General features: G+C 40.5%; 29 protein-coding genes. 4 read left to right on the top strand and 25 right to left on the bottom strand.

All coding sequences use genetic code 11. The features are described 5' to 3' along the window. Positions 1-95: 95 nt before the first annotated feature. The 9 genes from ACIQ0C_RS04150 to ACIQ0C_RS04110 form a co-directional block, all read right to left on the bottom strand. The gene (locus ACIQ0C_RS04150) at positions 96-1,475 is read right to left on the bottom strand and encodes a sigma-54 interaction domain-containing protein (protein ID WP_403057229.1); all 1,380 of its coding nucleotides are present in this window, start codon (positions 1,473-1,475) and stop codon (positions 96-98) included. An 83-nt stretch (positions 1,476-1,558) separates the two neighbouring features. Beyond that, positions 1,559-2,407, bottom strand: coding sequence for a putative beta-lysine N-acetyltransferase (ablB, locus tag ACIQ0C_RS04145; protein WP_403057226.1), 849 nt, complete (start codon positions 2,405-2,407; stop codon positions 1,559-1,561). A gap of 79 nt (positions 2,408-2,486) precedes the next feature. Further along, a complete protein-coding gene (locus tag ACIQ0C_RS04140; RefSeq protein WP_403057223.1) occupies positions 2,487-3,758 on the bottom strand; it encodes a peptidase in 1,272 nt (423 codons plus the stop codon). A gap of 9 nt (positions 3,759-3,767) precedes the next feature. After that, positions 3,768-4,433, bottom strand: coding sequence for a 3-oxoacid CoA-transferase subunit B (locus ACIQ0C_RS04135; protein ID WP_403057220.1), 666 nt, complete (start codon positions 4,431-4,433; stop codon positions 3,768-3,770). Continuing rightward, positions 4,400-5,110: a 3-oxoacid CoA-transferase subunit A gene (locus ACIQ0C_RS04130; RefSeq protein WP_403058058.1), complete on the bottom strand. Its 711-nt coding sequence runs from the start codon at positions 5,108-5,110 to the stop codon at positions 4,400-4,402. The genes ACIQ0C_RS04135 and ACIQ0C_RS04130 overlap by 34 nt, the downstream gene beginning before the upstream one ends. A gap of 2 nt (positions 5,111-5,112) precedes the next feature. Further along, complete coding sequence (locus tag ACIQ0C_RS04125) at positions 5,113-6,477, bottom strand: aspartate aminotransferase family protein (protein WP_403057217.1); 1,365 nt, start codon at positions 6,475-6,477, stop codon at positions 5,113-5,115. Positions 6,478-6,659: 182 nt separating this feature from the next. Further along, on the bottom strand, positions 6,660-6,989 hold the full coding sequence (locus ACIQ0C_RS04120; protein ID WP_402837815.1) for a hypothetical protein: 330 nt from the start codon (positions 6,987-6,989) through the stop codon (positions 6,660-6,662). A 222-nt stretch (positions 6,990-7,211) separates the two neighbouring features. Continuing rightward, entirely contained in the window at positions 7,212-8,186 is a 975-nt protein-coding gene (locus tag ACIQ0C_RS04115) for a S66 peptidase family protein (RefSeq protein WP_403057214.1), read from the bottom strand. Between the two features lie 315 nt (positions 8,187-8,501). Then, the gene (locus tag ACIQ0C_RS04110; RefSeq protein ID WP_133347152.1) at positions 8,502-8,657 is read right to left on the bottom strand and encodes a YjcZ family sporulation protein; all 156 of its coding nucleotides are present in this window, start codon (positions 8,655-8,657) and stop codon (positions 8,502-8,504) included. A 295-nt stretch (positions 8,658-8,952) separates the two neighbouring features. Here ACIQ0C_RS04110 and ACIQ0C_RS04105 point away from each other — a divergent pair, with 295 nt between their 5' ends. After that, positions 8,953-10,041 carry an SGNH/GDSL hydrolase family protein gene (locus tag ACIQ0C_RS04105; RefSeq protein WP_403057211.1) on the top strand — a complete coding sequence of 363 codons (1,089 nt, stop codon included), beginning with the start codon at positions 8,953-8,955 and terminating at the stop codon, positions 10,039-10,041. Between the two features lie 51 nt (positions 10,042-10,092). On the opposite strand, the gene msrB is transcribed toward ACIQ0C_RS04105, so the two are convergent. Further along, positions 10,093-10,521 carry a peptide-methionine (R)-S-oxide reductase MsrB gene (gene msrB / locus ACIQ0C_RS04100; protein ID WP_402837822.1) on the bottom strand — a complete coding sequence of 143 codons (429 nt, stop codon included), beginning with the start codon at positions 10,519-10,521 and terminating at the stop codon, positions 10,093-10,095. After that, entirely contained in the window at positions 10,511-11,002 is a 492-nt protein-coding gene (msrA, locus tag ACIQ0C_RS04095) for a peptide-methionine (S)-S-oxide reductase MsrA (RefSeq protein WP_403058055.1), read from the bottom strand. Before msrA ends, msrB begins: the two co-directional genes overlap by 11 nt. Positions 11,003-11,238: 236 nt before the next feature. Between msrA and ACIQ0C_RS04090 the strand changes: the two genes are divergently transcribed. Beyond that, a complete protein-coding gene (locus ACIQ0C_RS04090; RefSeq protein ID WP_403057208.1) occupies positions 11,239-11,988 on the top strand; it encodes a DUF4397 domain-containing protein in 750 nt (249 codons plus the stop codon). 54 nt (positions 11,989-12,042) lie between these two features. Here the strand turns inward: ACIQ0C_RS04090 and ACIQ0C_RS04085 are convergent, their stop codons facing one another. The 11 genes from ACIQ0C_RS04085 to ACIQ0C_RS04035 form a co-directional block, all read right to left on the bottom strand. Then, entirely contained in the window at positions 12,043-12,627 is a 585-nt protein-coding gene (locus ACIQ0C_RS04085; RefSeq protein WP_305162880.1) for a YpmS family protein, read from the bottom strand. Then, positions 12,624-13,466, bottom strand: a complete 843-nt coding sequence (locus tag ACIQ0C_RS04080; RefSeq protein WP_402837828.1) for an SGNH/GDSL hydrolase family protein — start codon at positions 13,464-13,466, stop codon at positions 12,624-12,626. Before ACIQ0C_RS04080 ends, ACIQ0C_RS04085 begins: the two co-directional genes overlap by 4 nt. A gap of 275 nt (positions 13,467-13,741) precedes the next feature. Continuing rightward, a complete protein-coding gene (locus tag ACIQ0C_RS04075) occupies positions 13,742-14,332 on the bottom strand; it encodes an SCO family protein (protein WP_048686762.1) in 591 nt (196 codons plus the stop codon). Between the two features lie 152 nt (positions 14,333-14,484). Then, positions 14,485-15,327, bottom strand: a complete 843-nt coding sequence (locus ACIQ0C_RS04070) for a DegV family protein (RefSeq protein WP_403058052.1) — start codon at positions 15,325-15,327, stop codon at positions 14,485-14,487. A gap of 229 nt (positions 15,328-15,556) precedes the next feature. After that, positions 15,557-15,802 (bottom strand): DUF2535 family protein, encoded by a 246-nt coding sequence (locus ACIQ0C_RS04065; protein ID WP_225988704.1) that lies wholly within the window; start codon positions 15,800-15,802, stop codon positions 15,557-15,559. A gap of 152 nt (positions 15,803-15,954) precedes the next feature. Beyond that, positions 15,955-16,701: a twin-arginine translocase subunit TatC gene (gene tatC / locus ACIQ0C_RS04060; protein WP_403057205.1), complete on the bottom strand. Its 747-nt coding sequence runs from the start codon at positions 16,699-16,701 to the stop codon at positions 15,955-15,957. An 85-nt stretch (positions 16,702-16,786) separates the two neighbouring features. Then, positions 16,787-16,978, bottom strand: a complete 192-nt coding sequence (gene tatA / locus ACIQ0C_RS04055) for a twin-arginine translocase TatA/TatE family subunit (RefSeq protein WP_034307557.1) — start codon at positions 16,976-16,978, stop codon at positions 16,787-16,789. Positions 16,979-17,172: 194 nt separating this feature from the next. Further along, positions 17,173-18,441, bottom strand: coding sequence for a threonine ammonia-lyase IlvA (gene ilvA / locus ACIQ0C_RS04050; protein WP_403057202.1), 1,269 nt, complete (start codon positions 18,439-18,441; stop codon positions 17,173-17,175). 150 nt (positions 18,442-18,591) lie between these two features. Further along, on the bottom strand, positions 18,592-19,077 hold the full coding sequence (locus ACIQ0C_RS04045) for a dihydrofolate reductase (protein WP_402837835.1): 486 nt from the start codon (positions 19,075-19,077) through the stop codon (positions 18,592-18,594). Continuing rightward, positions 19,074-19,868, bottom strand: a complete 795-nt coding sequence (locus ACIQ0C_RS04040) for a thymidylate synthase (RefSeq protein ID WP_403057200.1) — start codon at positions 19,866-19,868, stop codon at positions 19,074-19,076. The genes ACIQ0C_RS04045 and ACIQ0C_RS04040 overlap by 4 nt, the downstream gene beginning before the upstream one ends. 57 nt (positions 19,869-19,925) lie before the next feature. Next, positions 19,926-20,639 carry an anthrax toxin lethal factor-related metalloendopeptidase gene (locus ACIQ0C_RS04035; RefSeq protein WP_403057198.1) on the bottom strand — a complete coding sequence of 238 codons (714 nt, stop codon included), beginning with the start codon at positions 20,637-20,639 and terminating at the stop codon, positions 19,926-19,928. 223 nt (positions 20,640-20,862) lie between these two features. Here ACIQ0C_RS04035 and ACIQ0C_RS04030 point away from each other — a divergent pair, with 223 nt between their 5' ends. Continuing rightward, positions 20,863-21,105 (top strand): hypothetical protein, encoded by a 243-nt coding sequence (locus ACIQ0C_RS04030; protein ID WP_403057195.1) that lies wholly within the window; start codon positions 20,863-20,865, stop codon positions 21,103-21,105. Positions 21,106-21,452: 347 nt separating this feature from the next. Here the strand turns inward: ACIQ0C_RS04030 and ACIQ0C_RS04025 are convergent, their stop codons facing one another. Continuing rightward, positions 21,453-22,217 (bottom strand): TerC family protein, encoded by a 765-nt coding sequence (locus ACIQ0C_RS04025; protein ID WP_403057192.1) that lies wholly within the window; start codon positions 22,215-22,217, stop codon positions 21,453-21,455. A gap of 200 nt (positions 22,218-22,417) precedes the next feature. Beyond that, a complete protein-coding gene (locus ACIQ0C_RS04020) occupies positions 22,418-23,035 on the bottom strand; it encodes a YpjP family protein (protein WP_403057189.1) in 618 nt (205 codons plus the stop codon). Between the two features lie 437 nt (positions 23,036-23,472). Here ACIQ0C_RS04020 and ggt point away from each other — a divergent pair, with 437 nt between their 5' ends. Beyond that, positions 23,473-25,161 carry a gamma-glutamyltransferase gene (gene ggt / locus ACIQ0C_RS04015; RefSeq protein WP_403057186.1) on the top strand — a complete coding sequence of 563 codons (1,689 nt, stop codon included), beginning with the start codon at positions 23,473-23,475 and terminating at the stop codon, positions 25,159-25,161. On the opposite strand, the gene ACIQ0C_RS04010 is transcribed toward ggt, so the two are convergent. Then, positions 25,162-25,941 carry a class I SAM-dependent methyltransferase gene (locus ACIQ0C_RS04010; RefSeq protein WP_403057183.1) on the bottom strand — a complete coding sequence of 260 codons (780 nt, stop codon included), beginning with the start codon at positions 25,939-25,941 and terminating at the stop codon, positions 25,162-25,164. Positions 25,942-25,944: the final 3 nt, after the last annotated feature.

The following is a 25,944-nucleotide window of genomic DNA, read 5'->3' as shown; positions in this document are numbered from 1 at the left end:
AGTAGTATTAAATGCAAGAAGGGTGCCAAAATGACCCCAAAATCCGAATGCCCATAAAAAAAACCGGACTGCAGGCTGCATCCGGATTTTTTCCATCAAATATGTTTCTTTATTTTATATTGCAAGGTCTGTCTTGGAATTTGCAATAGCTTCGATGCCTGGAGAACGTTACCATTCGTTTGATGAAGGGCCTCGGTAATCAATTTTGTTTCCATCTCAATCATGGCCTCACGTAGCGGAAGGATCTTTTCTGATGGGGTGCGCTTCTTTAAAAACTGGGGCAAATCCTCAAGATTCAAAACATCATTCTCCGTATGGTTCATCATGAATTCTATCGTATGTTTAAGCTCCCTTACATTTCCTGGCCAGTGATATTTCCGAAAAAAAACCTTCGTCTCCTCATCCATGCCTTTTATCGACAGTCCTAATTTACTGTTAAATATTGATATGAAATGTTCAGAAAGAAGCTCTATATCATCAATCCGCTCCCTTAACGGAGGCAGCTCGTAGCTCAATACGTTCAATCGGTAAAATAAATCCGGCCTTAGCCTGTTTTCCGATACGGCCTTTTTCGGATCAATATTCATCGCTGCCATGATCCTGACATTCACCTGTACACTCTTTGTGCCACCTATCCTCCTGATGAACCCATCTTCAAGCACACGCAGAAGCTTTGCCTGCAAGTCAATCGGCATCGATTGCAATTCATCCAAAAACAAGGTTCCGCCGTTGGCTAACTCAAACAATCCCTGTCGTTCCACAGCACCAGTGTAGCTTCCTTTTGCCGTACCGAATAGAAGCGATTCCAGTAAACTTTCTGGAAGGGCCGCACAATTTTGCGCGATGAAAGGTTCTTTACTGCGGTTCGAATCCTGGTGGATGCTTTGAACAAAAAGCTCTTTTCCTACACCGCTTTCCCCATAAACCAATACCGATGAGGAGGAACGGGCAGCCTTTTTACCTTGTGATATCAAACCTTTAAACCCAGGATCACTTGTCAGGATTTCAGCGAAAGAATACAATCCGCGGTTCCCAGGCGTTTTCCTTTCAGGACTTTTGATCGTCTTGAGCGAGCTTTCCAGATCAGCTAACCTTTCGGATAATTGCTTCAAGCTTGAATAATCCTTTGCAATTTCTATTGCACCTATCATAAACCCATCGACATATATGGGGAGCGTAGTATTTAGCGTCTCAATGATTCGCCCATGAGCATTTACATATGATTGACTATAGTTATAGATTGGTTTTTCAGATTTAATGACCCGGAGTAAGGTCGATGATTTGTGATTCAACGAAGGGAATGCTTCAAGCAACGGTTTCCCAAGCACCTCACTTCTTTTCATCCCATCATGATTGGCCGCCACTCCGTTATAAAAGATGGTCTGTCCTTTTGGATCTATTACATGAATGCCTTCATCAATGGTTTCTAATATCGCTTCCAACACTTCACTTGTATTAAAAAATTCACTTGGCAAGATATCCCTCCTCAAGACCTTCTTGCTAGATGTATATGGGGAAATGCCAAAAACTAGTCATGAACCCGCCTAAAAATGAGCATTCAACAAAAATTTTTCACCCAAAGGTTCATATCTTCAAGTTTATCAAAGATATAACAATTATTAGCCAAACGTCCGCGGTACGAGTATCCATGCTGATGCAATGCAGCATTCATGCCGAATGAGAGCGACCGGGCAATCGAATAGATGCAATAAATGCCATGTGAAATAAGATAGTCTTCAAGCGAGGATATCAAGTGTTTCATCAAGCCGAACTGCCGATGTTCCGGCAATGTCGCACAATCAGTGATTTCTGCATTATGGTAAAAGGAATTTATTTCTGCAGAAGCAGCACTGACGATCCTCTCTTCATGGACATAAATATAAAAAACCGTTCCCATTTCCATACACTTTTTCACATATATCGGATCATTCATCGGTGTGGGATACACTTCGAAAACCTTCCCATACAATTGTGCCAGCTGAAGTGCATCTGTAACTTCAGCTTTACGGCCTTGGTAGGCTGACGGCGGATCATCCAGTCCAGATTTAATCGGCAGCCTCTGAACATCGGTAAGGATTTGATCTTCCTTTTCCCATTCAGCACTGTTGCGCCTTTCATTACGGCTATATTTAACAAGGAAGAAACAATCGCTTCCCAAAAAGAATTTATCGATGCTTCCTTCATAGAGAAATCCCTGAGCAAGCAATGCCATAACGTTTTCCTTACGGGACTTGAAGATGATTTTTTCTGCTGATATGCTTTTAGCCACTTCCAAAGATTCCTCCACGCATTCTTGAAAATGCCCTAGATAATCATCAACCCTGATTCGCTTATTAAAATGGTCGATCGAAATATGTATGGTGCACCTTGGCTTTTGAATTCTTTTTTCGATGATTCCAGCCTCCATTTGTCTCGCTCCTTTCACATCTTCGAAAATTGTTGCGAAAGGCCTGATCCTTCCTGGGATCAGACCTTGGGAAAAATGATTATTCCTGGTCCACCCCACACCATTCAATAATGGTCAATGCGATGATTTCCGCAACCTCCATCATTTTATCCACCTCTATATATTCGTTCGAATCATGGGCCATCTTCGTTTCCCCTGGTCCAAACACAACAACGGGGGTAGAACCAACCGATGAAAGATAACCTCCATCCGTCGCCCAAGGGGACGCTTCGACAAGCGGTTCTTCCCCGACCACTTTTTCATAGTATGTGCCAATTGTCTTCATGAGCGGGTGATTTATTTCGAGATTGCCAGGCAGCCATCTGGCCCCAAACCATTCTAATTCAATAGGTCTTTCTTTGAACCATGCATCACTCTCGTTTAAAGCATCTATTCGCTCCTTCAGCGATTTTTGTGCCTCTTCCATGGATTCTGTCGGCGCGATGCCGAATCTACCTTCCAGGACGGCTGTATCCGGTACGGAGGACGGCCAATTCCCGCTTTGAATGCTACCAATGTTGATCGGAATGGGGATAAGGACATTTTTATAGAGTGAATGACGGAGTGACTCATTCCGTTCTTGTTCAAGCATCTTGATTTCTTTCATTACAACAACCGCTTTATCAATTGCACTGACTCCTTCATACCTAGTGCCTCCATGTGCAGACTTGCCTTTTATTCTCAGTCGAAACCACATCGAACCTTGTTGTAATGGGAATAGTTTCATGTTTGTAGGTTCCGGAATGATTGCACCATCAGCTTTATACCCGCGTATGACTGCCGCAAGTGTGCCGGCACCACCGCTTTCCTCTTCAATCACACTCTGAAATATCAAATCTCCCTTCAATTGGATTCCAGATTCGACGATCGCTTCAATGGCCAGCAATAAAGATACATTGCCGCCTTTCATATCCGTCGTTCCCCGCCCGAAAACTTTCCCGTCAATCAACTTGCCGCTATAGGGTTCATCGTGCCATGCTGCATGATCTCCTTCAGGAACTACATCAATATGTCCGTTTAAAATAAGGGATTTCCCCTTGCCTGTTCCTCTTTTAATGGCCACAAGGTTCGGATTTCCTTTAAAATCCCTGCGGTCGCAATAAAAATGGGGATGTTTTCTTAATTGTTCATCCCCGATTTCCCAAAGATCTATTTCCAGACCAAGTTGTCTGCACTTCTCGACCACTATTGCTTGTGCACTTCCTTCTTGGCCCCTTTTGCTCGGTTCCTGAACCAGTTTTTGCAAAAGCTGAAGTCCATTCATCCGATGTTCATTCAACCATGTTCTTATTTTTTCCTCATACATATCCATTCTCCTCTCTCATTCTTTTATATTGTGGATGTTTTCAGAGACGGTAAACGAGGCTTCTGTCCGATCCCTGATTTCCTGAATGCTGGACGTATCAAATACATCAGTTAATTGGAGGCCCTCCGAAGTTACGGAAAACACGCCTAATTCGGTGATGATCATATGTACGCATTTTTTGGCAGTTAACGGCAATGTACATGTTTTGACTAATTTAGAAATGCCCGCTTTATCGTTATGTTCCATCAAGACAATGACCTTTTTTGCCTTTGCAGCCAGTTCCATTGCACCGCCCATGCCTGGCACCCGCTTTCCCGGAACAATCCAATTAGCGAGATCCCCTTCTTGACTTACTTGAAGGGCTCCTAGAATCGTGATATCCACCCTGCCACGACGTATCATTCCAAATGCAACAGTACTGTCGCAGTAAGAAGCCCCGGCCCTAATGGTGATCGGCAGTCCCCCAGCATTGCAAAGATGCGCATCTTCCTTCCCCGTTTCAGGAGTACTGCCAATTCCCACAAGACCATTTTCTGCATGAAACATAACTTTATGATCATTCAAAAGATGATTCGGTACAAGTGATGGAATGCCAATTCCCAAATTGACCAGCATCCCATCGCTTATTTCTGCGGCTGCCCGTTTCGCTATTCTGTTTCTATCTCCGGTTCCCAAACCCATTTCCAATCGACTCCTTTTGATGGAATGATATAATCCACAAAGGCACCCGGTACAATGATGTTCTCAGGATCCAAAGTGCCAAGCGGAACGATTTGCATGACTTCGACTATAGTGATTTGTCCGGCCGCAGCAACGATAGGATTCGTATTCCTGGCACTTTTATCGAATATAAGATTTCCATAAGGATCTGCCATTTCTGCGTAAACAATGGCGATATCTGCAGTTAATGCCGATTCCACAAGATAATTTTTCTTACCTAGCTTTACGGTTTGCTTGCCGTCCCGGACGATATCAGCCTCAATTCCAATATCGGTCAATATCCCGCCGAGTCCCATCCCTCCGGCCCGGATGCGTTCGACAAGTGTCCCTTGCGGAGAGAACTCCACTTCGAGTTCTCCATTGTTCATTAATAGTCCGGCATTTGGATTGGAACCGATATGGGAAACGATGACTTTTTTCGCCCGGCGCTGGGTTACCAGTTTTCCGATTCCGATATCGGGGAAACCTGTATCGTTTCCAATCAAGGTTAAATCCTTAATACCTGATTCCAAAATCAGATTGATCAATCCCGGAGGCGTCCCAATGCCACCGAAGCCCCCAAACAGGATGGACTGTTTATCTTTAAAATGATAACGGACATCTTCCAAACGACAAATCTTCTTGAATGTATTTTCCACCACTATGACTCACTTCCTTGTGGTGATGATCGTTTACCTATCGATTCATTAAATTGACCAAAGGTTATATCGACCCTCATTAACAATTCAGCACACTCCTCTTCCGATATCGTTAGAGGCGGGGAGATGATGATCGCTGCCCCGGTTACACCGTCAAGGCCAGCAGCTGCGGGATAAAGAAGTATTCCATTCCTCATTCCCAATTCAATGATTTCATTGGTCACGTCTGCCTCCTTCGGAAATGGGGCCTTCGTTACTTTATCCAGGACAAATTCGATGCCAATCAATAGACCTCTCCCGCGTATATCACCGATAAAGGAATACTTCCCTGCCAACTTTTTCAGGCCCCTGATCAAGTAATTCCCTCTGTCGGCTGATTTTTCAACAAGTTCATACCTTTCGACATATTCTAAAACGGCCAAAGATACCGCACAAGATAACGGATTTGCACTTAAGGTATGGCCTCCTATAATGGACTTCGAGCCTTTCATTATGGGTTCCATCACGTTTTTGGTCATTACTGCTGCCGCTATTGGGGTATATCCCCCACTCATACCTTTACCTAATGTTACGATATCAGGTTCCACATCCCAATATTCGGAAGCAAGCATCTTACCGGTACGTCCAAATCCGGTCATTACTTCATCAGCAATGAACAAAATATCATTCTCTTCGCAGATTTTCTTGAGTTTTTTAAAATAACCGTCAGGAGGAACAATGGCCCCTCCGGCTGCACCGATTACAGGTTCTGCAATGAAAGCCGCTATATTTTCACTGCCAATGCGCCGGATTGATGCTTCCAATTCCGAAGCACAGGCCATTCCGCACGTATGTTGGTCAAGTTGAAGTGGACATCGGTAACAATATGGAGGAGAAACAGAAGGATATGATTCAAGCAAAGGAGTAAATCGTTCTCGGCGAATCGGATGTCCAGACATCGAAAGAGCTCCCATCGTGATGCCATGGTAGCTCATCCATCTCGATATGATTTTCTGTTTCTTTGGCTTCCCTTTTTCCTGCCAATGCTGAATGGCAATTTTCAATGCCGTTTCAGTCGCCTCGGAGCCGCTGTTTACAAAAAAGCAGTATGTCAGTTCCCCTTTGGTCAATTCTGCAATTTTTCCGGCAAGTTTCTCTGCAGCATCGCTGGTAAATTGGGAACGATACACAAATGAAACCTGTTTAGCCTGTTTTACCATCGCCTCAATGATTTCCTTGACTCCATGGCCAATATTGGCTGTAACAGCACCGGAAGAAGCATCAAGGTAATCCTTTCCATTTTTATCGTATAAAAACACTCCCTGACCATGACTGATAGTCGGGTAGGCTCCTCCCAGGACCGGTTTGATCAATGAAGACTGCTCCATAAGCCCACACACTCCTTCTTTTTAAAAACAAATGCAATATAGTAAAGTGTATGTCCAGATGAAGGCAATCTTGCTAAGGAAATTGGCCTAAGCATGTATACGGATAAATTTCTCAGGTTCCATGGGTGACCTTCCAAAAATGGCGACAAAAAAAGTGTATCCGCGAGAGATACACTTTTTTCTTACAATGCGCTATTTAGTTTTTCTTCACGAATGGATTCCAAAAAACTTTCATCCTTTAAAACAGCCAACACATTTTTATAAAAAGCAGTTTTATCGATAATTGAAGTATGTACATATTCATACTCTTTTAAAGACGGATGACGCAAAACATTTTTCATGCAGGAATGACAAACTTTTTTAGTTCCTAACTTATAGTAGTTCAAGTTACTTGCATCCCCATTAGAAGTGTCTTCGTTGCAAACGGAACATGTATGGCTCACACGGCCTTTTTTATTATACTCGGCCAAAGCCCCTTCCAATCGAATGGATGCTGGAATTGTTAATAACACATAATCACCTTTTCTATTTTAAATCTCTTAGTATTATATCAGAAAAATAAAGAATTTGAACTATTAGACTCATATTCCCTAATAATGCTTGTAAAATAGGACAATTTTCAGGGCTGACAAGAGGAAAGACCCCTAAATATACACCATAATGCAAACCATAATCATACATATCTCTAACAGATTAAAACACCGTCCATTTTTTGAACGGCGTCTTCAAACTGTTCATGGATGGATCTGGATCGTCGCTTTTCCGTCCTTCACCTTCATTATTGCTTTTGAACCAACCGGCACAGTTACAAATGGATGAACATGACCAAAGTTGGCATTAGCGATCACTGGTATGCCATTTATCTCCTTTTTGGCGGCGATGATTTCCTCCAAAGCATAGTCAGTCATTCCTGAATCCTTTTGGAAACGGCCAATGACGATTCCTTTAATCCCACTTGCACCAGGCTGATGGAGCAAGGATTGTAAATCCCGGTCAAAACTGAATGGATGGCTTTCTTCGTCATCTTCTATGAAAAGGATACTGTCCTTTAAAGATGGCATGTACTCTGTACCTTGTAATAGATTGAGTGTACAAAGATTTCCCCCAATGATTGTCCCGGCAGCTTCACCTTCCTGAATGACCTTGTATCCAGCATTCGGGTGGAAAGTTCGGTCATCCTGTTCCAAATGCCAAGAATCATCACTCCACGTTTCACTTGGATCAAGATAAAAGCCTTCACTTTCAATTACAGCCTTTTTAAAATATTCCATCGTATATTCCAGACCAGCCTTCATCCCAAACGTCGAGAAATGAGGACCTGAATATGTAGTTAAGCCTGTTTTATTATATATGGCCAATAAAATTGCGGTTATATCACTATACCCCATCAACACTTTTGGATTTTCCTTAATCAAATCATAGTCGATATACCGTAACAATTGGTTAGCGTTATACCCCCCGATGGCTGTAAAAATCCCCTTAACATTCGGATCCCTGAACGCATCATGCAAATCCTCGATCCGGTCTTCGATCGAATTCGAGAAAAAGTCATCATGGAACAGGACCGTTTTACCATATGTCACTTTAAAACCAAGCTCAGTCAATCTTTCTTCTGCCAATCTGCGTTGTTCCCCTTTGACAATCGCCAAGCTTCTTGAAGGAGCAATTACTCGAATTTCATCCCCTGCTTGTAAACGGGAAGGTTTCATATCTTTATCCCCCTAAATTAATTACATTCTGTCGTTATTTTAGCAGAAATGGTTAACAAAGAAAACCAAATGCCTTGCCGTATGTCATTCACCCAGCTTGTTTTCCTCATCATTGGAATTCCCCCGTCATTCCCAATGAACTGATAACAGGATTGGAAAAAGGAATGGCTGTGTATCGCCTGTCCCATGATTACATGGACTTATCCATGACTATTCAGTCAACAACCATGGAACCAGAGAGGTCCACTGTCAAACCACCAATTTCCTTACATAAAGAAAAGACCAGCTTTTTCAACTGGTCTTTGGGTTATTGTATTAGCAGCAGAATGAAGCACCGATGATAATCAATAGAATGAACAAGACAACGATTAAAGCGAAGCCTGATCCAAAGCCGCAGCAACCGCCGCCGCCGTATCCACCGCCACCATATCCGTACCCTGGTCCTGCAACATTTCCACCATATCCGTACATTAAGTTTCACTCCTTTTAGAATTCTGTTTTCTCTTTACACCTTACCATATGTCGATACGCCCGCCTTGGTCTGTGCATTTGCCTATTTTTCTGGATTTAAGAAAAAACTTCAATCAACACCATCTTCAGCGGTAATCATTTCAATGGCTGAAATACCTCGAGTAACCATGAAAAATGTCAAAAGTTTATTGTGTTACTTTAAAATTGGGATATAATAAGGAAAAAACAATTCTTAGCCTCTTTAAGCTATCTCATACCTGCATGGATACATAAAAGGCAATACGGGGGAACATAATTGAAAACGAACGCAAAATCCTTCATCCCTTTCGCTGCAATCGCCACGATCCTTCTTATCAGCTATATCCTTCAAAAAGTTCCTAAAACATATGGATCAGATGATTCGATAAATGTTTATCAAAAATTCCAGTCAGGCCAGCCCATTCAGTATCTCGTCATTGGTGACAGCATCGGAAGAGGATCAGGAGCTGAAAAGCCCAATCAAACATGGTTCAAACAGTTAGAAAAAAGAATGAATGATGTTAATGATATTCCTTTACACGGTGACTACGTGGTCCAAAGCGGTTCAACTGCTTTTGAAGGCTTATTCAAGCTTTCCCAAAGAAGGGAGCATGATCATAAAGATCTGATTTTCTTCGTTTTTGGTGAAAATGACCGCAAATATATGAATGTCGATGATTTTACCATGACATATGAAGCGTTAATGAGAAAGGCAAAACGGCTCCACCCTAATGCTGAGTTATTCACAATAACAGAGAGTTCCTTGAAATATGAGGAATTTGCGTCAGCCATCGGCCTTTTATCCAAACATTACGGTGCAACAAATGTGGATATGCGACCAATATTCAAAGATTCAGGATATACTGAAAAACAACTGACCAGAGATTTGGTACATCCAAATGGGCTGGGGTATAAATTATATGCAAATGCCATATATGAACGGTTCCTGGATAACATCAAACAAAAGAAGGTTGTTGCAGGCCTTCCAACTAAGCTGCATACCCGTTCTGGATTTGAATTATCGGAAATTGACCGCTATGAAAAAATGAGCGGTTTCCGTCCAATGGGTGGCTATTACACTAGTAGTGAAAAGGGCAGTGTGATTGAATATACCTTCAAAGGAAGTATGCTTGGAGTGAAACTGCTTAGAAGTCCCGATGGCGGGGAAGTGAATGTTTGGATCGATGGAAATGAAATCACGACTTTGAATACATGGTGGCCATTTGCCCGTGAAAGATATTTATTTGTCACAAATGGCCTTCGTCCCGGATCACATACTGTCCGTTTTGAGGTGACTGGCAGGACTAAAGCAATGGACCTTACCGCCATTCCATATGTCCGGATCGCGTCAATCATCACAGATTGAATATTACCCAATAAATTACCCCCTATCATTATTTGATAGGGGGTTTTCCAATCAATCAAAAAGCTTTTTGTATTCTCCGTATCCCTCTTTTTCAAGATCTTGGAGCGGGATGAACCTTAATGATGCAGAATTGATGCAATAGCGTAATCCTGTCGGTCCCGGCCCATCATTGAAAACATGTCCCAGATGTGAATCGGCAGTTTTTGAGCGAACCTCGATCCTTCTCATACCATAACTCGTATCGAGGTTTTCCACCACTTCCTCTTCTTTAAGCGGTTTAGTGAAGCTTGGCCAACCGCAGCCTGAATCGAACTTTTCCTTTGAAGTGAAAAGAGGATTACCTGAAACGATATCCACATATAATCCTTCTTCCTTCAAATTCCAATATTCATTGTTAAAGGCTGGTTCCGTTCCATTATTTTGCGTTACTTCATATTGAATCGGAGTGAGTTCCTTTTTTAATTCTTCTTTACTTTTCATTTTTTTCCCCCCAGTGATGTTGTATAAATGCTTTACGTCCTGAGCCAATCGAATATCTTTCATAATGCTCTGGTTGCTTTTTATAATAATGCTGGTGGTATGTCTCGGCTGGATAAAACGTTTTAGCCGGTATAATCGGAGTTACGATCGGTCCGGAAAATTTCCCGCTTGCCTGCAGCTTTGCTTTGGATGCTTCAGCAATTTCACGTTGGTTTTCGTCATGATAAAAAATGGCCGTTTGATAAGAACTTCCCCGGTCATAAAATTGCCCGCCAGCATCTGTCGGGTCAATTTGCTGCCAGAATAACTCGATTATCTTCTCATATGGAAATACGTTTGGATCAAAGGTGATCTGAACAGCTTCATAATGTCCCGTGGTTTCCGAACAAACTTCTTTGTACGTGGGATTTTCCGTTGTCCCGCCTGTATAGCCTGAGATAACGGATTCGATGCCAGGCTGTTCATCGAATGGTTCCACCATGCACCAGAAACATCCACCTGCGAATGTTGCTTTCTCTAATTGCTTTGTCAAATGAAAATCCTCCTTTTTACAAACAATCCATTGAATGCATTTTAACGTTTTTATTTATCCCTGTAAAATAATATGCCGATCAAGCCTTTTCACGAAAAGGTTCCCTTCCTTTTTAAAAAGGAGGCACACGCCCAAGCATAATTACATATGTTAAAAACATAATGGAAAAATGAGAGGTGCTGGAAATGAGCGATAAACAATCATATCCACAAAAATCGGGAACATATGATTTACTATCGCCTTATAATAAAAACGGCGATCCGCAATTGCATGCTTATTATTACCATAAACATTTGAAAAGTCCCGAAAAATCAACACAACAATTGAGATATGAACAAATGAATGTCCTACTGCCTGCACAAGTTCGCTTTTTACATGCTGCCCCAACAGCTCACTCATTTGATGTTTATGTAAATGAAATGCGTTTCCTCAAAAATTTCTCATATAAAGAGAGCAATGGTTATTTACCGCTTCCCCCTGGCAAGTACCAATTGGATATATACCGCAGCGGGCAAAACACCTCGCCTCTATTAAGCTGTAAAGTGGCTCTCGAAATCGGGGCTTCCTATACCATTGCTCTAGCACCTACCGTCGCTAATGAATCGTTGAAACTGTTACCTTTCGAGGATAATCCATCTGTTCCCCCAAATGAAGCAAAGGTCCGATTCATCCAGCTTTCACATGATTTACTCTTGGTGGACATTGCCGTCAAAGGTGGAGATGTCGTTTTTGATCAACTCCATTTCAGGAAAGCAAGCGCATATCTTAATATTCATCCTATGATCATAGACTTTGAAGTGAGGATAGCTGGAACAAAAGAGATTGCACTTCCTTTGCCAAACAAGGCCTTCCAAGAAAATACTCCCTCAACCATTTATATAATCGGATCGAATCGGGAATCATCCTCACTAGAAACCCTAACGCTCTCCCCATAAATGGATAAAAAACCAGGATGCACCGATCCTGGTTTTTTATCCATTTATTCACTATCACTGTAATGATGATGGGATGGTCAATAAAAATGAAATGTCATCATTTTCTAGATCGAATTCTTTCGCCTTCACCCTAATATCGCTTTTCAGTTCCATATCCTGTAATGACACATAAATACTTTCGTCATTGGGGCTTATACTAACCCAATCCGGCATATTATAACGCTCATTAATTAAATTCATTACATATGAAACAGGAAGGTTCATTTTACCGACAGCAATTGATTTTTGCTTAAGGATCAAATCCCCATTCTTTTGGGCAATTGGTTCAAAAGTCAATTTCATTTCCACTTCACGGTTGAAAAATGGCATTGTTCCGTATAGCTCCACCTCATCCGTTAAATACACTTCGTAGTGAATGGATCCCGTCAACCCTTCTTTATCCAGATACTGGTTGATTAATCTTGTCAAATCTTCCCGATTCGTGTGAATTTGAAATTGGATATCTTCTTCGTGGCTTACTTTGGGTATCAGCTCTTTATCTTTAGTCGGCAGATTAACTAAAATCGTTACAAACAAGATGACCAGGATGTTTAAGGCTAATAGGGAAATAAACAAAGTCTTCCATTTGACATTTGTCATTCTTGGTCATCATCTCCTTTGGCACTCGCTTCCAATGTGTCCTTTCCGATAGTGGTAATATCCATATCATTATAGATTCTTGTCGCGATTAATTCATATCCGCGGTCATTTGGGTGAAAATAATCCTCGGCATACAGCAAATCTTCTTCGGAATTCTCGAAAATGTCTGCTATTTCAATAAAATAGGCTGAATCATATTCTTCAATGATCTCTTTTCCACTTTCATTCCATTCATTCATGATCATATCAAGTTCATAAAAATCCCCGAACCATTTGGAAAATGGATTATAGACGCCTACAAGGTAAATTTGTGCAGAATCATTTTCGGAACGAACCTTATCGAGTATCTGCCTTAATCTTTTTTCATACCCTATTTTTGCAGATTCAAACTGATTCAGCTCCAAGTTGGAGAAATTCTGTTTAAAGACCTTCATGATATCATTTCCACCGATTGTGACGACAATCGAGTCAGCTTGCTTTATGTCTTCTTTAATCCTAGTCTTATCCAGTCTTTTCAATAGTTGGTCGGTCCTATTTCCACGTATGCCATGATTAATCATCTCAACGGAAGTAATCGATGGTTCTTTTTCCAGCTTATTTTGTAAATAAGGCAGATACCCGCCATTATCTTTACTATCACCGACACCTTGAGTCAAGGAGTCGCCAATTGACACGATTTTCACAGGGTCCGGAAAAAAGCTGGCAGGAATGGTTTCCTTTTTACTCAGCTCAACTATGCTTTTCTGCTGAACAGATGGCTGATTTGAGGCTGTTTCACTTTGGCTGCAGCCTGAAATCCAAACTAGGCATATGAAAAGACAGGTGATTTTGTACCTCATGACCCTCACCTTCCTACCCATATATTATATCATGCAGGAAACGAAAGATTGCAAACAATATACCTTCATTGTACTTCCAGAATTGAGCATTCCTTACTATACAATATGAAAAATGCAGGGAATTAAAGCTAGTCCTATAAAAATTAGCATGTACTGAGCATGTAAAATCATTCTTCACTACCGCTGTTTCTTCAAAAACTTATTGCTCATTTTCACATCGTTAAAGCCTTATAATAAAGGATGGAAAAACAGAAAGAACAGGTCATTAAACCTGTTCAATAATTCTGTAAAATTTTAATATGCTTAATGATTTCATCAAAGGGAATATCCTGCAGACCTGTATAATCCATGATGATCTTTCCTTCTTGATCAATCAGAAAAAAGCTGGTCCCATGGATCACCTGATCCTCTGCTTCTGGTTTTTTGACGATCGTTTTAAAGTTATCCAATGCAAACTGCTCGATTTCTTCCTGTCCATAACCGGTCAGAAAGTGCCAGTTGCCGTAATCCACATTAAATTGGTCACCAAACTTTTTTAAAACATCAGGTTTGTCAATTTCCGGGTCCACGGAAAATGAAACGAACTCTACATCCTTAATACCTTCATCCTTCAATTGCTGCTGCAGCTTCGTCATATTCGAAGTCATGGGGAGACAGACCGTCTCACAGCTTGTGAATATAAAATCCGCTACCCAAACCTTTCCTTTTAGATCGCTTTTTGAGAAAGGTTTCCCCTCCTGATCGATATAACTGAAATCTTCAAGGTCCCAATTTTTAGCATCAGGTACACCATTGGAACCGCATGCTGTCAACAGCAATAAAATTGATGCTCCCATAGCTGCCATAAGCAATTGCAGCTTTCTCATCCCTACCCCGTCCTTTATGTATAAAATATTCTGTTACTTCATTTATTCTAACAGACCAATCGGAATGAGAACAGCAACTATTACTACGGATTAAAGACAAATGGAAAAGTGACAAAACCGCCGCAAACGCAGTTTCATTTGGTATATCCTTATCAGTCCCAATAATACATGATCGCCATTGCGCCTTCACCTGTATGGGTACTGACAACGGCAGTCGTTGCTTCTATCTTTATGTCTTGATATCCTGTTAAGTCTGCAATGGCTTGGCGGACCTTATCCGCTATTTCAAGGCCATTCGCATGTACAAATCCGATTCCTCTAATTTTTTTGCCTTGAGTATCTTCTTTGAATTTCTTGATGATGAATTTCACGACCTGTGACTGACTCCTAGCTTTGGATACAGGATTCAGTACACCCTCTTCAAGAAGTGCAATCGGCTTTATGTGAAGCAATGAACCGATAAAAGCAGAAACTTTGCCGATCCTTCCACCCTTAACGAGGTTATCAAGTGTTTCTATGACAATGATTAAACTTGACTGCTTTTTAATATGTTCCAATCTTTCAATTATCTCAGCTACGGATTTCCCTTCCCTCGCCATCTTCGCTGCCTCGATCACCTGAAATGACATCGCTTTTGAAATGAATTTCGAGTCATGAACGGTAACCTTCGTTTCAGACATACTAGCGGCGCTTTCCGCTGAGCGAACTGTGCCGCTCATTCCACCTGTCATATGTATGGAAATAATCTCGCTGCCGTCTTTTCCGAGTTCATCATATACCTCCACAAAGGTACCTACGGCTGGTTGTGAGCTTTTTGGCAGTTCTTTTGACTGGTTCATCCTTTTCAAGAATTCTTCTTGTTCGATTTCAACCTTATCCAAAAAAGTCTCCCCATCTATATAGATCGATAAAGGGACCATTGTAATATCATAAAATTCCAGTTCCTCTGGTGTCATATCTACGGTCGAGTCTGTTACTATCTTTACTTTATTCATCATTACACATCCCTAAATTAACATATCTATTGTATTATACCTATTCAAGGTAAGCATTCAAACCAAAGGTATTCTTTTTTCTACTGAAGTGATACTTATCTTTTGAAATGAGTACACAAAAAAAGACCGTTCCATGAGCTAACTTGAACACCCCTGCCGATTCATTCGATACTGCATGGCATTCGTATCCTCCCTTTTAACGGAGAAGTTAGCTTTGGAACAGTCCGCATTAAGCATTATTGAGTAAACTTCCAAAAAAAAGCTTGTTATAAACGGGCCATTTGAGTACGGATGCTAAATAATGCTTAAATGAGTAATTTTCTTTATGATCTTTATTGGCAAAAACTTTCTTAACAAATATTTCCAAACGCACGGTCAACATAAAAAAATTCGGATCACTAGGCAGTAAGACAGGTATTTCTGAAATTGTGACCTTATGTCCAAAACAATCTTTGAATTCCAAGCATTTGAACATCAAAATATCAATCCTCATTTTTAACCGATTGCTTACATTATACACAAAAAATTCAAAAGTATAAATATTCAAATGTGTAAAAAAACAGAGAAATCTGAATGATCTTCAAAAAAAAAGACCCATAAGGGCAAAATGCCATTATGGGCTTCTTCTTATAAACCTTCCTCGTAGGTGTCTTCCCGCAAGCTTTCACGTTTCACCCTTCGTTTATAGACGACTTTTGATAAAGAAATGCTGATTTCGTATAATAACAGCAATGGAACCATCACCATAAAGTCTGACATAAAGTCAGGCGGCGTAATCGATATCGCTATGACAACCAGTACAAAGTATGCATACTTCCTTAATTTTTGAAGCACATAAGGATTTATGATGCCAAGGGAGGTCAAAAACATGGTAACGACAGGAAGCTCGAATAAAACAGCAAAAGGTATCGTCATATTAAATACGAATGAAAAGTACTTATCAGCTGTAAAACTGGTTATGAACATCCCATCACCCAATTCAATCAAAAATTGAAGAATGGTCGGGAAGATGACAAAATAACCGAAAGCAAGCCCTCCGATAAAAAGCAGGAAAAGTGCTGGAATATAGGCAAGGGTCGCCCTCACTTCATTTGGCATCAAAGCGGGTTTAACGAATAACCAGATTTGCAGGGCAATTACCGGTATCGTTGCCGCAATGGCTACGACACCTGCAAGCATGAAGTAAATCCAAATAATATCACTCGGTCCCAATACCATCAGGTCAAAATCGAGATCTTTCACGAACCAATTATAAATCTCCTCAACATAAATAAAACTGGCGATAAAAAAGATGACAAAAGCAACAGCTGTAATGATGAGCCGTTTTCTCAATTCATCGAGATGATCGATGATATGTAATTCTTTATCTTCCAAAGTTGATCACGCCTTCATCTGAAAATCCGTATCTTTGTTACAGCATAAAGGCGCAAGACGATTGCATCTTACGCCCAGCATTCAATCATTCATGATTTTTTTGTTGTAGCTTCTTATCTTCTTCATAATCACCTTTTGTTAAATCACTCGTGGATTTTTTAAACTCACGAAGCGTTTGCCCAAAAGCACGGCCAATTTCTGGAAGTTTCTTCGGACCAAAGATAATTAAAGCCAATATTAAGATGAGAATTAGACCAGGTACTCCAATGTTCGACATGGATACATCCCCTTTGGTGTTGTAATTAGACCTACTCCGATTATAATACCATTTCCAACCAATTGAAAGGGAACTGGCAATTCGTCATAGAATGGTAACAATTATCGACAGTATGCCCATATACGACTTGGCCGGCAGAAAAAAATGTAAAAACATAGGTATTATTCTATCCTAATTTAACATTTTGTCCATGATTAAATCAATAAGTGAAATAAATTACTGTCTTTATTGACCTCTACGAAAGAGAACCCTTTCTTGTTCATCCTTTGAATGAGCCCTTCATAATCATTTTTATCTTTTAACTCAATACCAACCAGGGCCGGCCCGCTTTCTTTATTATTTTTCTTCGTATATTCAAAGCGGCTTATATCATCATTCGGTCCTAACACCTCATCAAGGAATTCCCTTAACGCGCCAGCACGTTGTGGAAAATTCACGATGAAATAATAAAGCAGCCCTTCATATAATAAGGATTTCTCCTTAATTTCCTGCATACGCCCAATGTCGTTATTCCCTCCGCTGACCATGCAAACAACCGTTTTGCCTTTGATTTGTTCTTTATATAAATCCAACGCGGCTACAGATATAGCCCCTGCCGGTTCAGCGACAATCGCATGCTGATTATATAAATCGAGAATCGTCGTACAGATTTGGCCTGAAGGTACGACAACGATATCTTCCAGGTTTTCCTTACAAAGCTGATATGTCAACTGCCCCACACACTTGACAGCTGCTCCGTCAACGAATGTATCTATGTTTTCGAGTTCAGAAACTTTTCCTTCCTTGAAAGAGTATTCCATCGAAGCAGCACCTTGCGGCTCAACTCCAATGCATTTCGTATTTGGGGAAACCGATTTGAAATAGCTCGATACTCCGGCCATTAAACCACCCCCCCCTATAGCGGCAAATACATAGTCGATTCCATCTTCACAATCATTCAGGATTTCTACAGCCGTTGTACCCTGCCCGGCGATCACCTTTTCATCGTCAAATGGATGGATAAAAGAACGCTCTTCTTTTTCACAACATTCCATCGCCATGGCAAATGCATCATCGAATGTATCCCCGATAAGGATAATCTCCACATTATCCCTGCCGAATAGCTGAACTTGATCGACCTTTTGCCTTGGAGTTGTAGCAGGCATATAAATTTTTCCGTGAATGCCCAATTGGCTGCAAGAAAAAGCAACACCTTGTGCATGGTTTCCTGCACTGGCACAAACCACTCCATTCTTCGTCTCTTCCTCGGTCAGGCTTTTCATTTTATAGTAAGCCCCTCTTAGTTTAAAGGAACGTACGTGTTGTAAGTCCTCGCGTTTTAAATAAACATTACAATCATATTTTTCAGAGAGCCTCTGATTTTTTTGTAAAGGAGTATGTAAAACGATTTCTTTCAGTTCTCTATAGGCAATTAGAATATCTTCCAATTGAATCCCCCTATTCTTAGATGCAGTCTGATTCATAACAATCCCTCATTTCCTTTCTGATGAATTCAATCATTATAGCACTTTACTGTTATTAATGTAATTGATTTTTCTAAAAATTCTTGCTTTTGTTTGTCCCATACCAAAAAAATCCGATTATGGACATTTCCCCATAATCGGATTAGCACTTTATTTTTTTTGTAGAATAATAAAATCATGTGCATATCGATTTTTTTCATCGATGCTGCCTGGGTTTGAGGAGATTTCATCCCATTCATTTTCATCAATCACGGGAAAGAAAGTATCACCTTCAAAGGTTTCATGGATTTCCGTTATATACAGGCGGTCGGTAAAAGGAAGGATTTCCTTGAAGATTTCGGCTCCGCCAATCACGAAGACTTCCTCATCATGGTTGTCAGCGAACATTTTGATTTGTGCAATATCATGTAATACTACGCAGCCTTCCGCTTTAAATTCCTGATTGCGGGTGACGATGACATTTTCGCGGCCAGGCAGGACCCTGCCGATCGATTCAAATGTTTTTCGGCCCATGACGATCGGATGGCCCATCGTCACTTTTTTAAAGTACTGCAAATCTGCCGGTAAATGCCATGGCAGTTTATTGTTATTACCAATCACACGGTTTTGATCCATAGCTACTATCAACGATATCATATGCTAACCTCACCTTTTATATGGGGATGGGCTTCGTAATTTTCCAAAACGAAGTCCTCGAAGCTAAAATCAAAGATATTTTTCACTTCTGGATTGATTTTCATGATTGGCAATGGTTTCGGGTCACGAGTCAACTGCAGTTCCACTTGTTCAAGGTGGTTAGAGTAGATGTGGACATCCCCGAAAGTATGTACAAATTCGCCAACTTCCAAATCACACACCTGGGCGATCATCATCGTTAACAGCGCATACGAAGCTATATTAAAAGGAACACCTAAAAAGACGTCCGCCGAACGTTGGTATAGCTGGCATGAAAGCTTGCCATCAGCGACATAGAATTGAAAGAAAGCATGGCAAGGCGGTAAGGTCATTTCATCCAGTTCCCCAACATTCCAAGCACTGACTATCAATCTTCTTGAATTTGGATTCGTCTTGATTTGTTCGATCAATTCACTGATTTGGTCGATTTGCCTTCCATCCGCCGTTCCCCAAGAACGCCATTGATGTCCATAAATCGGACCTAATTCCCCCTTTTCATCCGCCCATTCATTCCATATGCGCACACTGTTTTCCTGAAGATACCCAACGTTTGTATCACCCTTCAAAAACCATAATAGTTCATGGATAATCGCTTTTAAACTAACCTTTTTCGTTGTAAGTACAGGGAATCCTTCTTTTAAATTGAATCTCATTTGATATCCAAAGGTACTGATCGTCCCTGTTCCCGTACGATCACCTTTTTGCGTTCCATTTTCGAGTACATGCTTACATAAATCTAAATATTGCTTCATGATAAACCACCTTTTCTACTTTCATTCACCTTATTTTAACGTATTATTGCCCAATGTTTAATCTAATTGTTTAATAAAATTATAAGTCTCGGGTGCTTTTTGTCTAAGCAATTGATTTTGTTCATTGTTCACATAAAACATGGCAAACGTTTCTGCAAAGTATTCCTCAGGGTAATTGGAAAAATACGTAATCCCAGGAAACAGCCCATCCACTTCCTTACCCCAAATCTTCAAATAATCCATGTCTTCACGGATTCCATCAAATACTATATTATCAATTGAATGCCCCAGCTCATGCAGTTCCAAATTAACGGAGCCATGCCCGCTTCCCTTGTCACTCGCTCCGATTTTAACCAATACCGTATGTGATCCGCCCATACCAGGCACATCATCCCAAGTTGTTTCTTTATTCAAATAACCACGCGGAGTTTTCCCCTTTAATTTGGCCGCGGATTGATTTTCTGTTATATCACCATCGAATAGTTTGATCCTCACACCACTTTCCGCTGTTTTCACCAAAAGTGAATGAGGCAGTTCATTAATGGTTCCCGCAATTTTAAGTGCTTCCCTTTCATCGTACTCCTCTTCTGGAAATAAAAATATTCTTTGCAATTCTTTATTCCCCTTAAAAAGTTCAGCTTGTCTTAATAGGTTATCTTTGGGTAAATTCCGCCATTTTACCCCATCATCCTTCGCTAATGAATAGGAGAGCATGGAGAGTAAAAAAACAAACAATGCAAATATGGATAACCACCATTTCTTCCTTTTCACACTCTTCTCCCCTTTCTTCACTCCTCATTTATCGTTAAGAAAATATATGTTATTTAATATCTCTAAACCTTTTATACTATTATATTAGTATAACATATTGCCCTAATGTAAAAACTCTATGTTTTTTTGGTAATTTGGGTTTCAATTCATCATGAGAAGAACCATTGATCCACGTTTTTCATATATCAACAATATATAATTGTAAAAGGTTTAAGGTGATCGCATGGAAACCAATAATAAAAAAGTCATCTTGAATGAGGAACGTGAACTTGCTGAAGAAGTCCTTGATATTTACAGTTTAAAAGTGTTTATCATACTCGACCTTTTTCTTTTCTCCATTTTATTGGGCATACTGCTGCATCCGCTCCTGTCTTCTCACTGGCTTAACTTTTTATTTCCTTTGCTTTTTTTCACTACATTTGCCGCCCTCCTTCAAATATTTGATATTTTCCAAAAAAAAAGCTGACATCATTTTTGATGTCAGCTCAGACTGTAGACAAACTCGATGAAAATCGAGTTTGTCTACAGTTTTTTTGGGCTTGTACAAATTTTGACGTTGATTTCCACTTCAGGCACTCGCTTTCCGCGGACGGTCCGGGAGCCTCCTCGGCGCACTTGCGCCTGTGGGGTCTCAGCTAGCCAGTTTTTCGGCAGGAGTGTCGCGAATTCCTTCCCTTCAATGAGGGTTTCATCCATATAAAAAAGTAATACAAGTTTGTTTAATCGCCAGTCTGTATACAGACAATTTAGAAGAAAAGCGAGTTAGCCCAACAAAAAGCTGGCATCATATTGATGCCAGCTTTTTAAATAGTCTCAACCATGTTCCTTGAGCTTTTTCATTTTCTTCAAATGAAACACGATTGTAGTGCCGAAAATCAGTAAAATAAAAGTAAAAAAGATTGCAGGGGGGATTTCGATTCCTGCAACTGCGATCAACATTTTAATAGCAATGAATCCGATAAGGACATATGCGGCGGTTTCCAATTCTGGAACCTTATCTATCAATTTTAGAAATACCCCGGCCACTCCCCGCATCATCAAGACTCCAATCATTCCGCCTGTCAAAAGGACCCAGACTTTTTCACTCACCCCGAATGCGGCCAAGACACTATCGACGGAAAATGCTATATCCATCAATTCCACAGCCGCAACCGTTCCCCATAATGTACCAAACATACGGATCAAGATGCTATTTTTACTCATTCCTTGAATATCTTCATCTGCTTGTTTTTTTCTTTTATCCCTAAAGTATTTAAATGAGAGCCAACCAAGGTAGGCTGCTCCAATCACCTTCACCCACCAAAGCTTAATGAGGAAAACACCGATTCCAATCGCTATAAATCGACAAGCATAAGCACCTAATAAACCGTAAAACAGTGCTTTTTTCCGTTGTTTTTCAGGAAGATGCCTTACCATTACAGCCAATACCAGTGCGTTGTCCGCTGATAGCAATCCTTCCATTAATACGAGCGTCCCGATCAAACCCCAGCTCACCGGGTCGGATAAAACCTCCATCCACATATGCCAGTCAAAAAATTGAGCATACGTTTGCACGATGTTATTTAACAACTCTGACATGATAAAGACTCCTCTGCTACTATAACAGCAAAATTAGAAAACCTTTTAAAATTACATTGTTCCCAGTTATGATATAAACTTACTTTAATTTTAAACACAAAATAAATACGTTGCATGACAACGTATCATTCGATGCTTATTAGAGTATCGTTCCATTTAATCTTACTCTTACACTTAAATAAAATCAACGAAACCAACCGCTATGAGAGCCTTTGTTTACTCGTCCACTCTGGCGGCGTATTTTTATCCCAATAAATTTTCCCGATATTATAATGGGTGGCAAATGAATCATGATAGGTATGATAGTGAAAATCGAACCAATACCCTTCCAGCGGGGGATTTTCCTGCCTGACATGGAATCTGATGATATCCTTGCCGCTGTTTGAATCATAAATATGAAATATTTTCTCGGCCCTGCCCGCACTCGGCTGTTCAGTGATGGTTAATTGCTGTAATTTATCATCTGGAAATTGTGCAGCCATTTCTGCAATGGCTTCTTCCATTTTTGGTAATATGGCCATTTTGAATTCATCGCCAATTTTAGGATTGATCTTTTCGCCAAATTTCATAAATGCATTTTCCTCTGCCTTATTCAGGATATCCGATAAAAACTCTTCCCGGTTGAATTCCTCTTCAAGTTCATTCGAATTCTGCGAAGGAAGATAAGCTAATCCCTCTTCTTCCACTAACCCTTTTTTAGTATCCTTTAGCGAATCGGCTTCCGCTAACCACGCCAGATCTGTAGGAGTAACAAGACCAAACGTTAAAACGGATACTAAAATGACGAGACTTTTCCTGAACCAAACCGCTGCTTTCAACTCACACTCCCCCTCCTTTTTTGTATTGTCTTTATATTTAGTATACTTTTATTTTTTGGTAATTACGAATATATAGTTACCCATGTTTTAAAAATCAAAAAAAAGGATAAATACCTATATAAACTTTTATCAAGCATAACTTTGTAAATAAAAATCAACAATTTTACATTTTAATGAAGGATTTTGACGATATTTGGAGAAATTAATTAGATTCAAGTCTTTTAAAGGAGGGGTCTTATATGGCTTCGACTGCCATGGTGGCTTTATGTCTTGTAACATTAGCATTTTTCGTATATTTATCATTTGCTGATTAAGAATAAATGAATACCTACGAAAAATCTCCTTGTCATTATTCTACAATGACAAGGTTTTCTTTTCACTAAAAACATAAGCCTTCCTTTTGGCAGATAAAAGGACTGAATAATGGAGGAATCATTTTGGAAAACAACAAGGAAAACATAAAAGATAATGATTACAAAAGGGAAACTGCGAAAGGGAACGCCGGAATGGTCGTTACCGCTCATCCCGTAGCTACTTCCATAGGGGAAAAAATATTACGTGAAGGTGGAAATGCTGTCGATGCGGCCGTCGCGATCCAATTTGCCCTAAATGTTGTTGAACCAATGATGACTGGTATCGGCGGCAGTGGTTTTCTTATGGTATATAACGTAAAAGATAAGGAAACGAAAATATACGACGGCCATGTAAGGGCACCTAAAGCCGCTCATCGAGACATGTTTCTTGATGAAAAAGGGGAAGTCATCCCATTTAAAGAAAGATCTATCAAAGCAACAGCGGTTGGCATTCCTGGAATACTGAAAGCTATGGATGAAGCACTCGCCGAAAATGGCAGCAAGCCCTTAGCTGAACTTATCGAACCATCCATTGAATTTGCGGAAAAAGGAGTTCCCGTCAATTGGGTTCTATGCGATGCTCTTAAAAATTTTGAATACCGATTGGGCGATGAAGCGCGTAAGTTTTTCATCCCTAACGGAAAACCCTATCAGGATGGCGATTTGCTGATTAAAGAAAATTTGGCTAATACCTATCGGATTTTACAACGTGAAGGAATTTCCGCTTTTTATGAAGGTGAAATCGGAGAGGGCATCATTTCCTGTATACAGGAACTTGGAGGGTTCATGGACCTTTCTGATTTAAAGGACTATAAAGCTACTATCGATGTACCAATGTATGGGACTTATAAGGATTATTTAATTGCTTCATCAAATGCTCCAAGTGCTGGCGGATTCACTGTCATCCAAATCCTGAAAATATTGGAAAGCTTCCATATAGAACAATATGACGTCCGTTCTTGGGAAAAATATTATTTAATAGCAGAAGCGATGCGTCTGGCATTTACAGATAAAAAAGCATTTCTCGCTGATCCAGAATTTGCCAAATTGCCATTAGCGGGTCTCATGCATGATGAGTATATAGCTAAACGCCGCTCATTCATTAATTTCAAAACAAGAAATAATGCCATTGACTTCGGAAACCCTTGGATTTATGATTCCGTGCAACAAAGGGAAGTCATTCCGCAACCTAATGAAGAAGATATCAGTGAAACGACACACTTCACTGTCCGTGACAGATGGGGCAATATCGCAGCATGCACTTCTACAGTGGAACATCCATTCGGATCAGGCATCATGGTTTCCGACTATGGTTTCATGCTGAATAACGAACTGACTGATTTCGATTCCATTCCAGGCGGCATGAATGAAGTGCAGCCCAATAAACGCCCAGTCAGCTGTAAAAGCCCGACCATCATCTTTAAAGACGGTGAGCCGATCTTGACGTTAGGTTCACCAGGAGGACCAACCATCATCAGTTCAGTCTTACAAACGATCATTAATGTACTCGATATGAAAATGGATTTGAAAGCAGCCATCGAAGAACCTAGAATTTTCACTCCGATGGGCCCTCATATTGAATGGGAGCCTGGAATGGATATGACTAGCAAAGGCCACTTGGAAGCAATGGGCTTCGCCTTTAATGAAGTTCCCCATTCCATAGGGAATGTCCAAGCGATTCAAATAAACCCTGATGGCTCGAACTATGGTGCTGCCGATTCAAGCCGAGAAGGCTGTGCCATGGGTCTGGACGAAACAGATTATAAATCGTGATCACTGGATGGAGATAAAGCCAAAATGGAATTTGGATGTTTTTCTTTTTATTACCTCAAATCCAAATTCCTCAAAGCGGGAGCTGCGGAAATGGTCTTTCAACACGACTCTCTTGCGCGCAACCCGCTTGGCTTCTTTCATTATTTCCACAGATAAATCCTTACCTTCCGCAAAATGAGTCAATCCCCTGATTCCATTCGATTCCTTAATCGTTTCATCAAACATGGGATCGAAATATACGACATCAAAATGATTTTCCGGCAATGTTTTCAAAATTTCGTAATGATCACCTTGCCTGACCTCTATTCTTCTCATCGCAGAAATCATTTTTTCTTCTGCATCCTCCCATGTCTTCAATCCATGGTCCACGAGCAAGGCTAAATATTGATTTCCTTCCAACCCGACAACCTGCCCATGTTCACCCACTGCGAAACTTGCGACAATCGCATCAGAGCCCAATCCCAAGGTACAATCAAGCACAGCGTTCCCTTCATTTATATCTCCGGCAATGAGAAATGGATCACTCTCTCCGCGCATTATTCTTTTTATACGGATCATCGCTAGGTTCGGGTGGAAAAAGAATGGTTCTTTTTCCTGGTATCTGTATAACTCCATCCGCTTTTTACCAAAAACAAGGCAATCTTCTTCATTCTGTTCCGTTTGGATCTCTCCCAGCGATCGTTTTCTTCTGGCTATAAAGGGGATTTGCAATTCTTCAGCTAACCTTTTGGCTAATATCATCGTTTCTTTATCGGCTCTTCCAACTGTTGTGACAAACATGAT

The organism is Peribacillus sp. NPDC096448 (assembly GCF_044762675.1).
GTDB classification, from domain to species: domain Bacteria; phylum Bacillota; class Bacilli; order Bacillales; family DSM-1321; genus Peribacillus; species Peribacillus frigoritolerans_B.
Note: the sequence above shows the minus strand (reverse complement) of the source record. Positions and strands in the feature narration are given on the sequence as shown.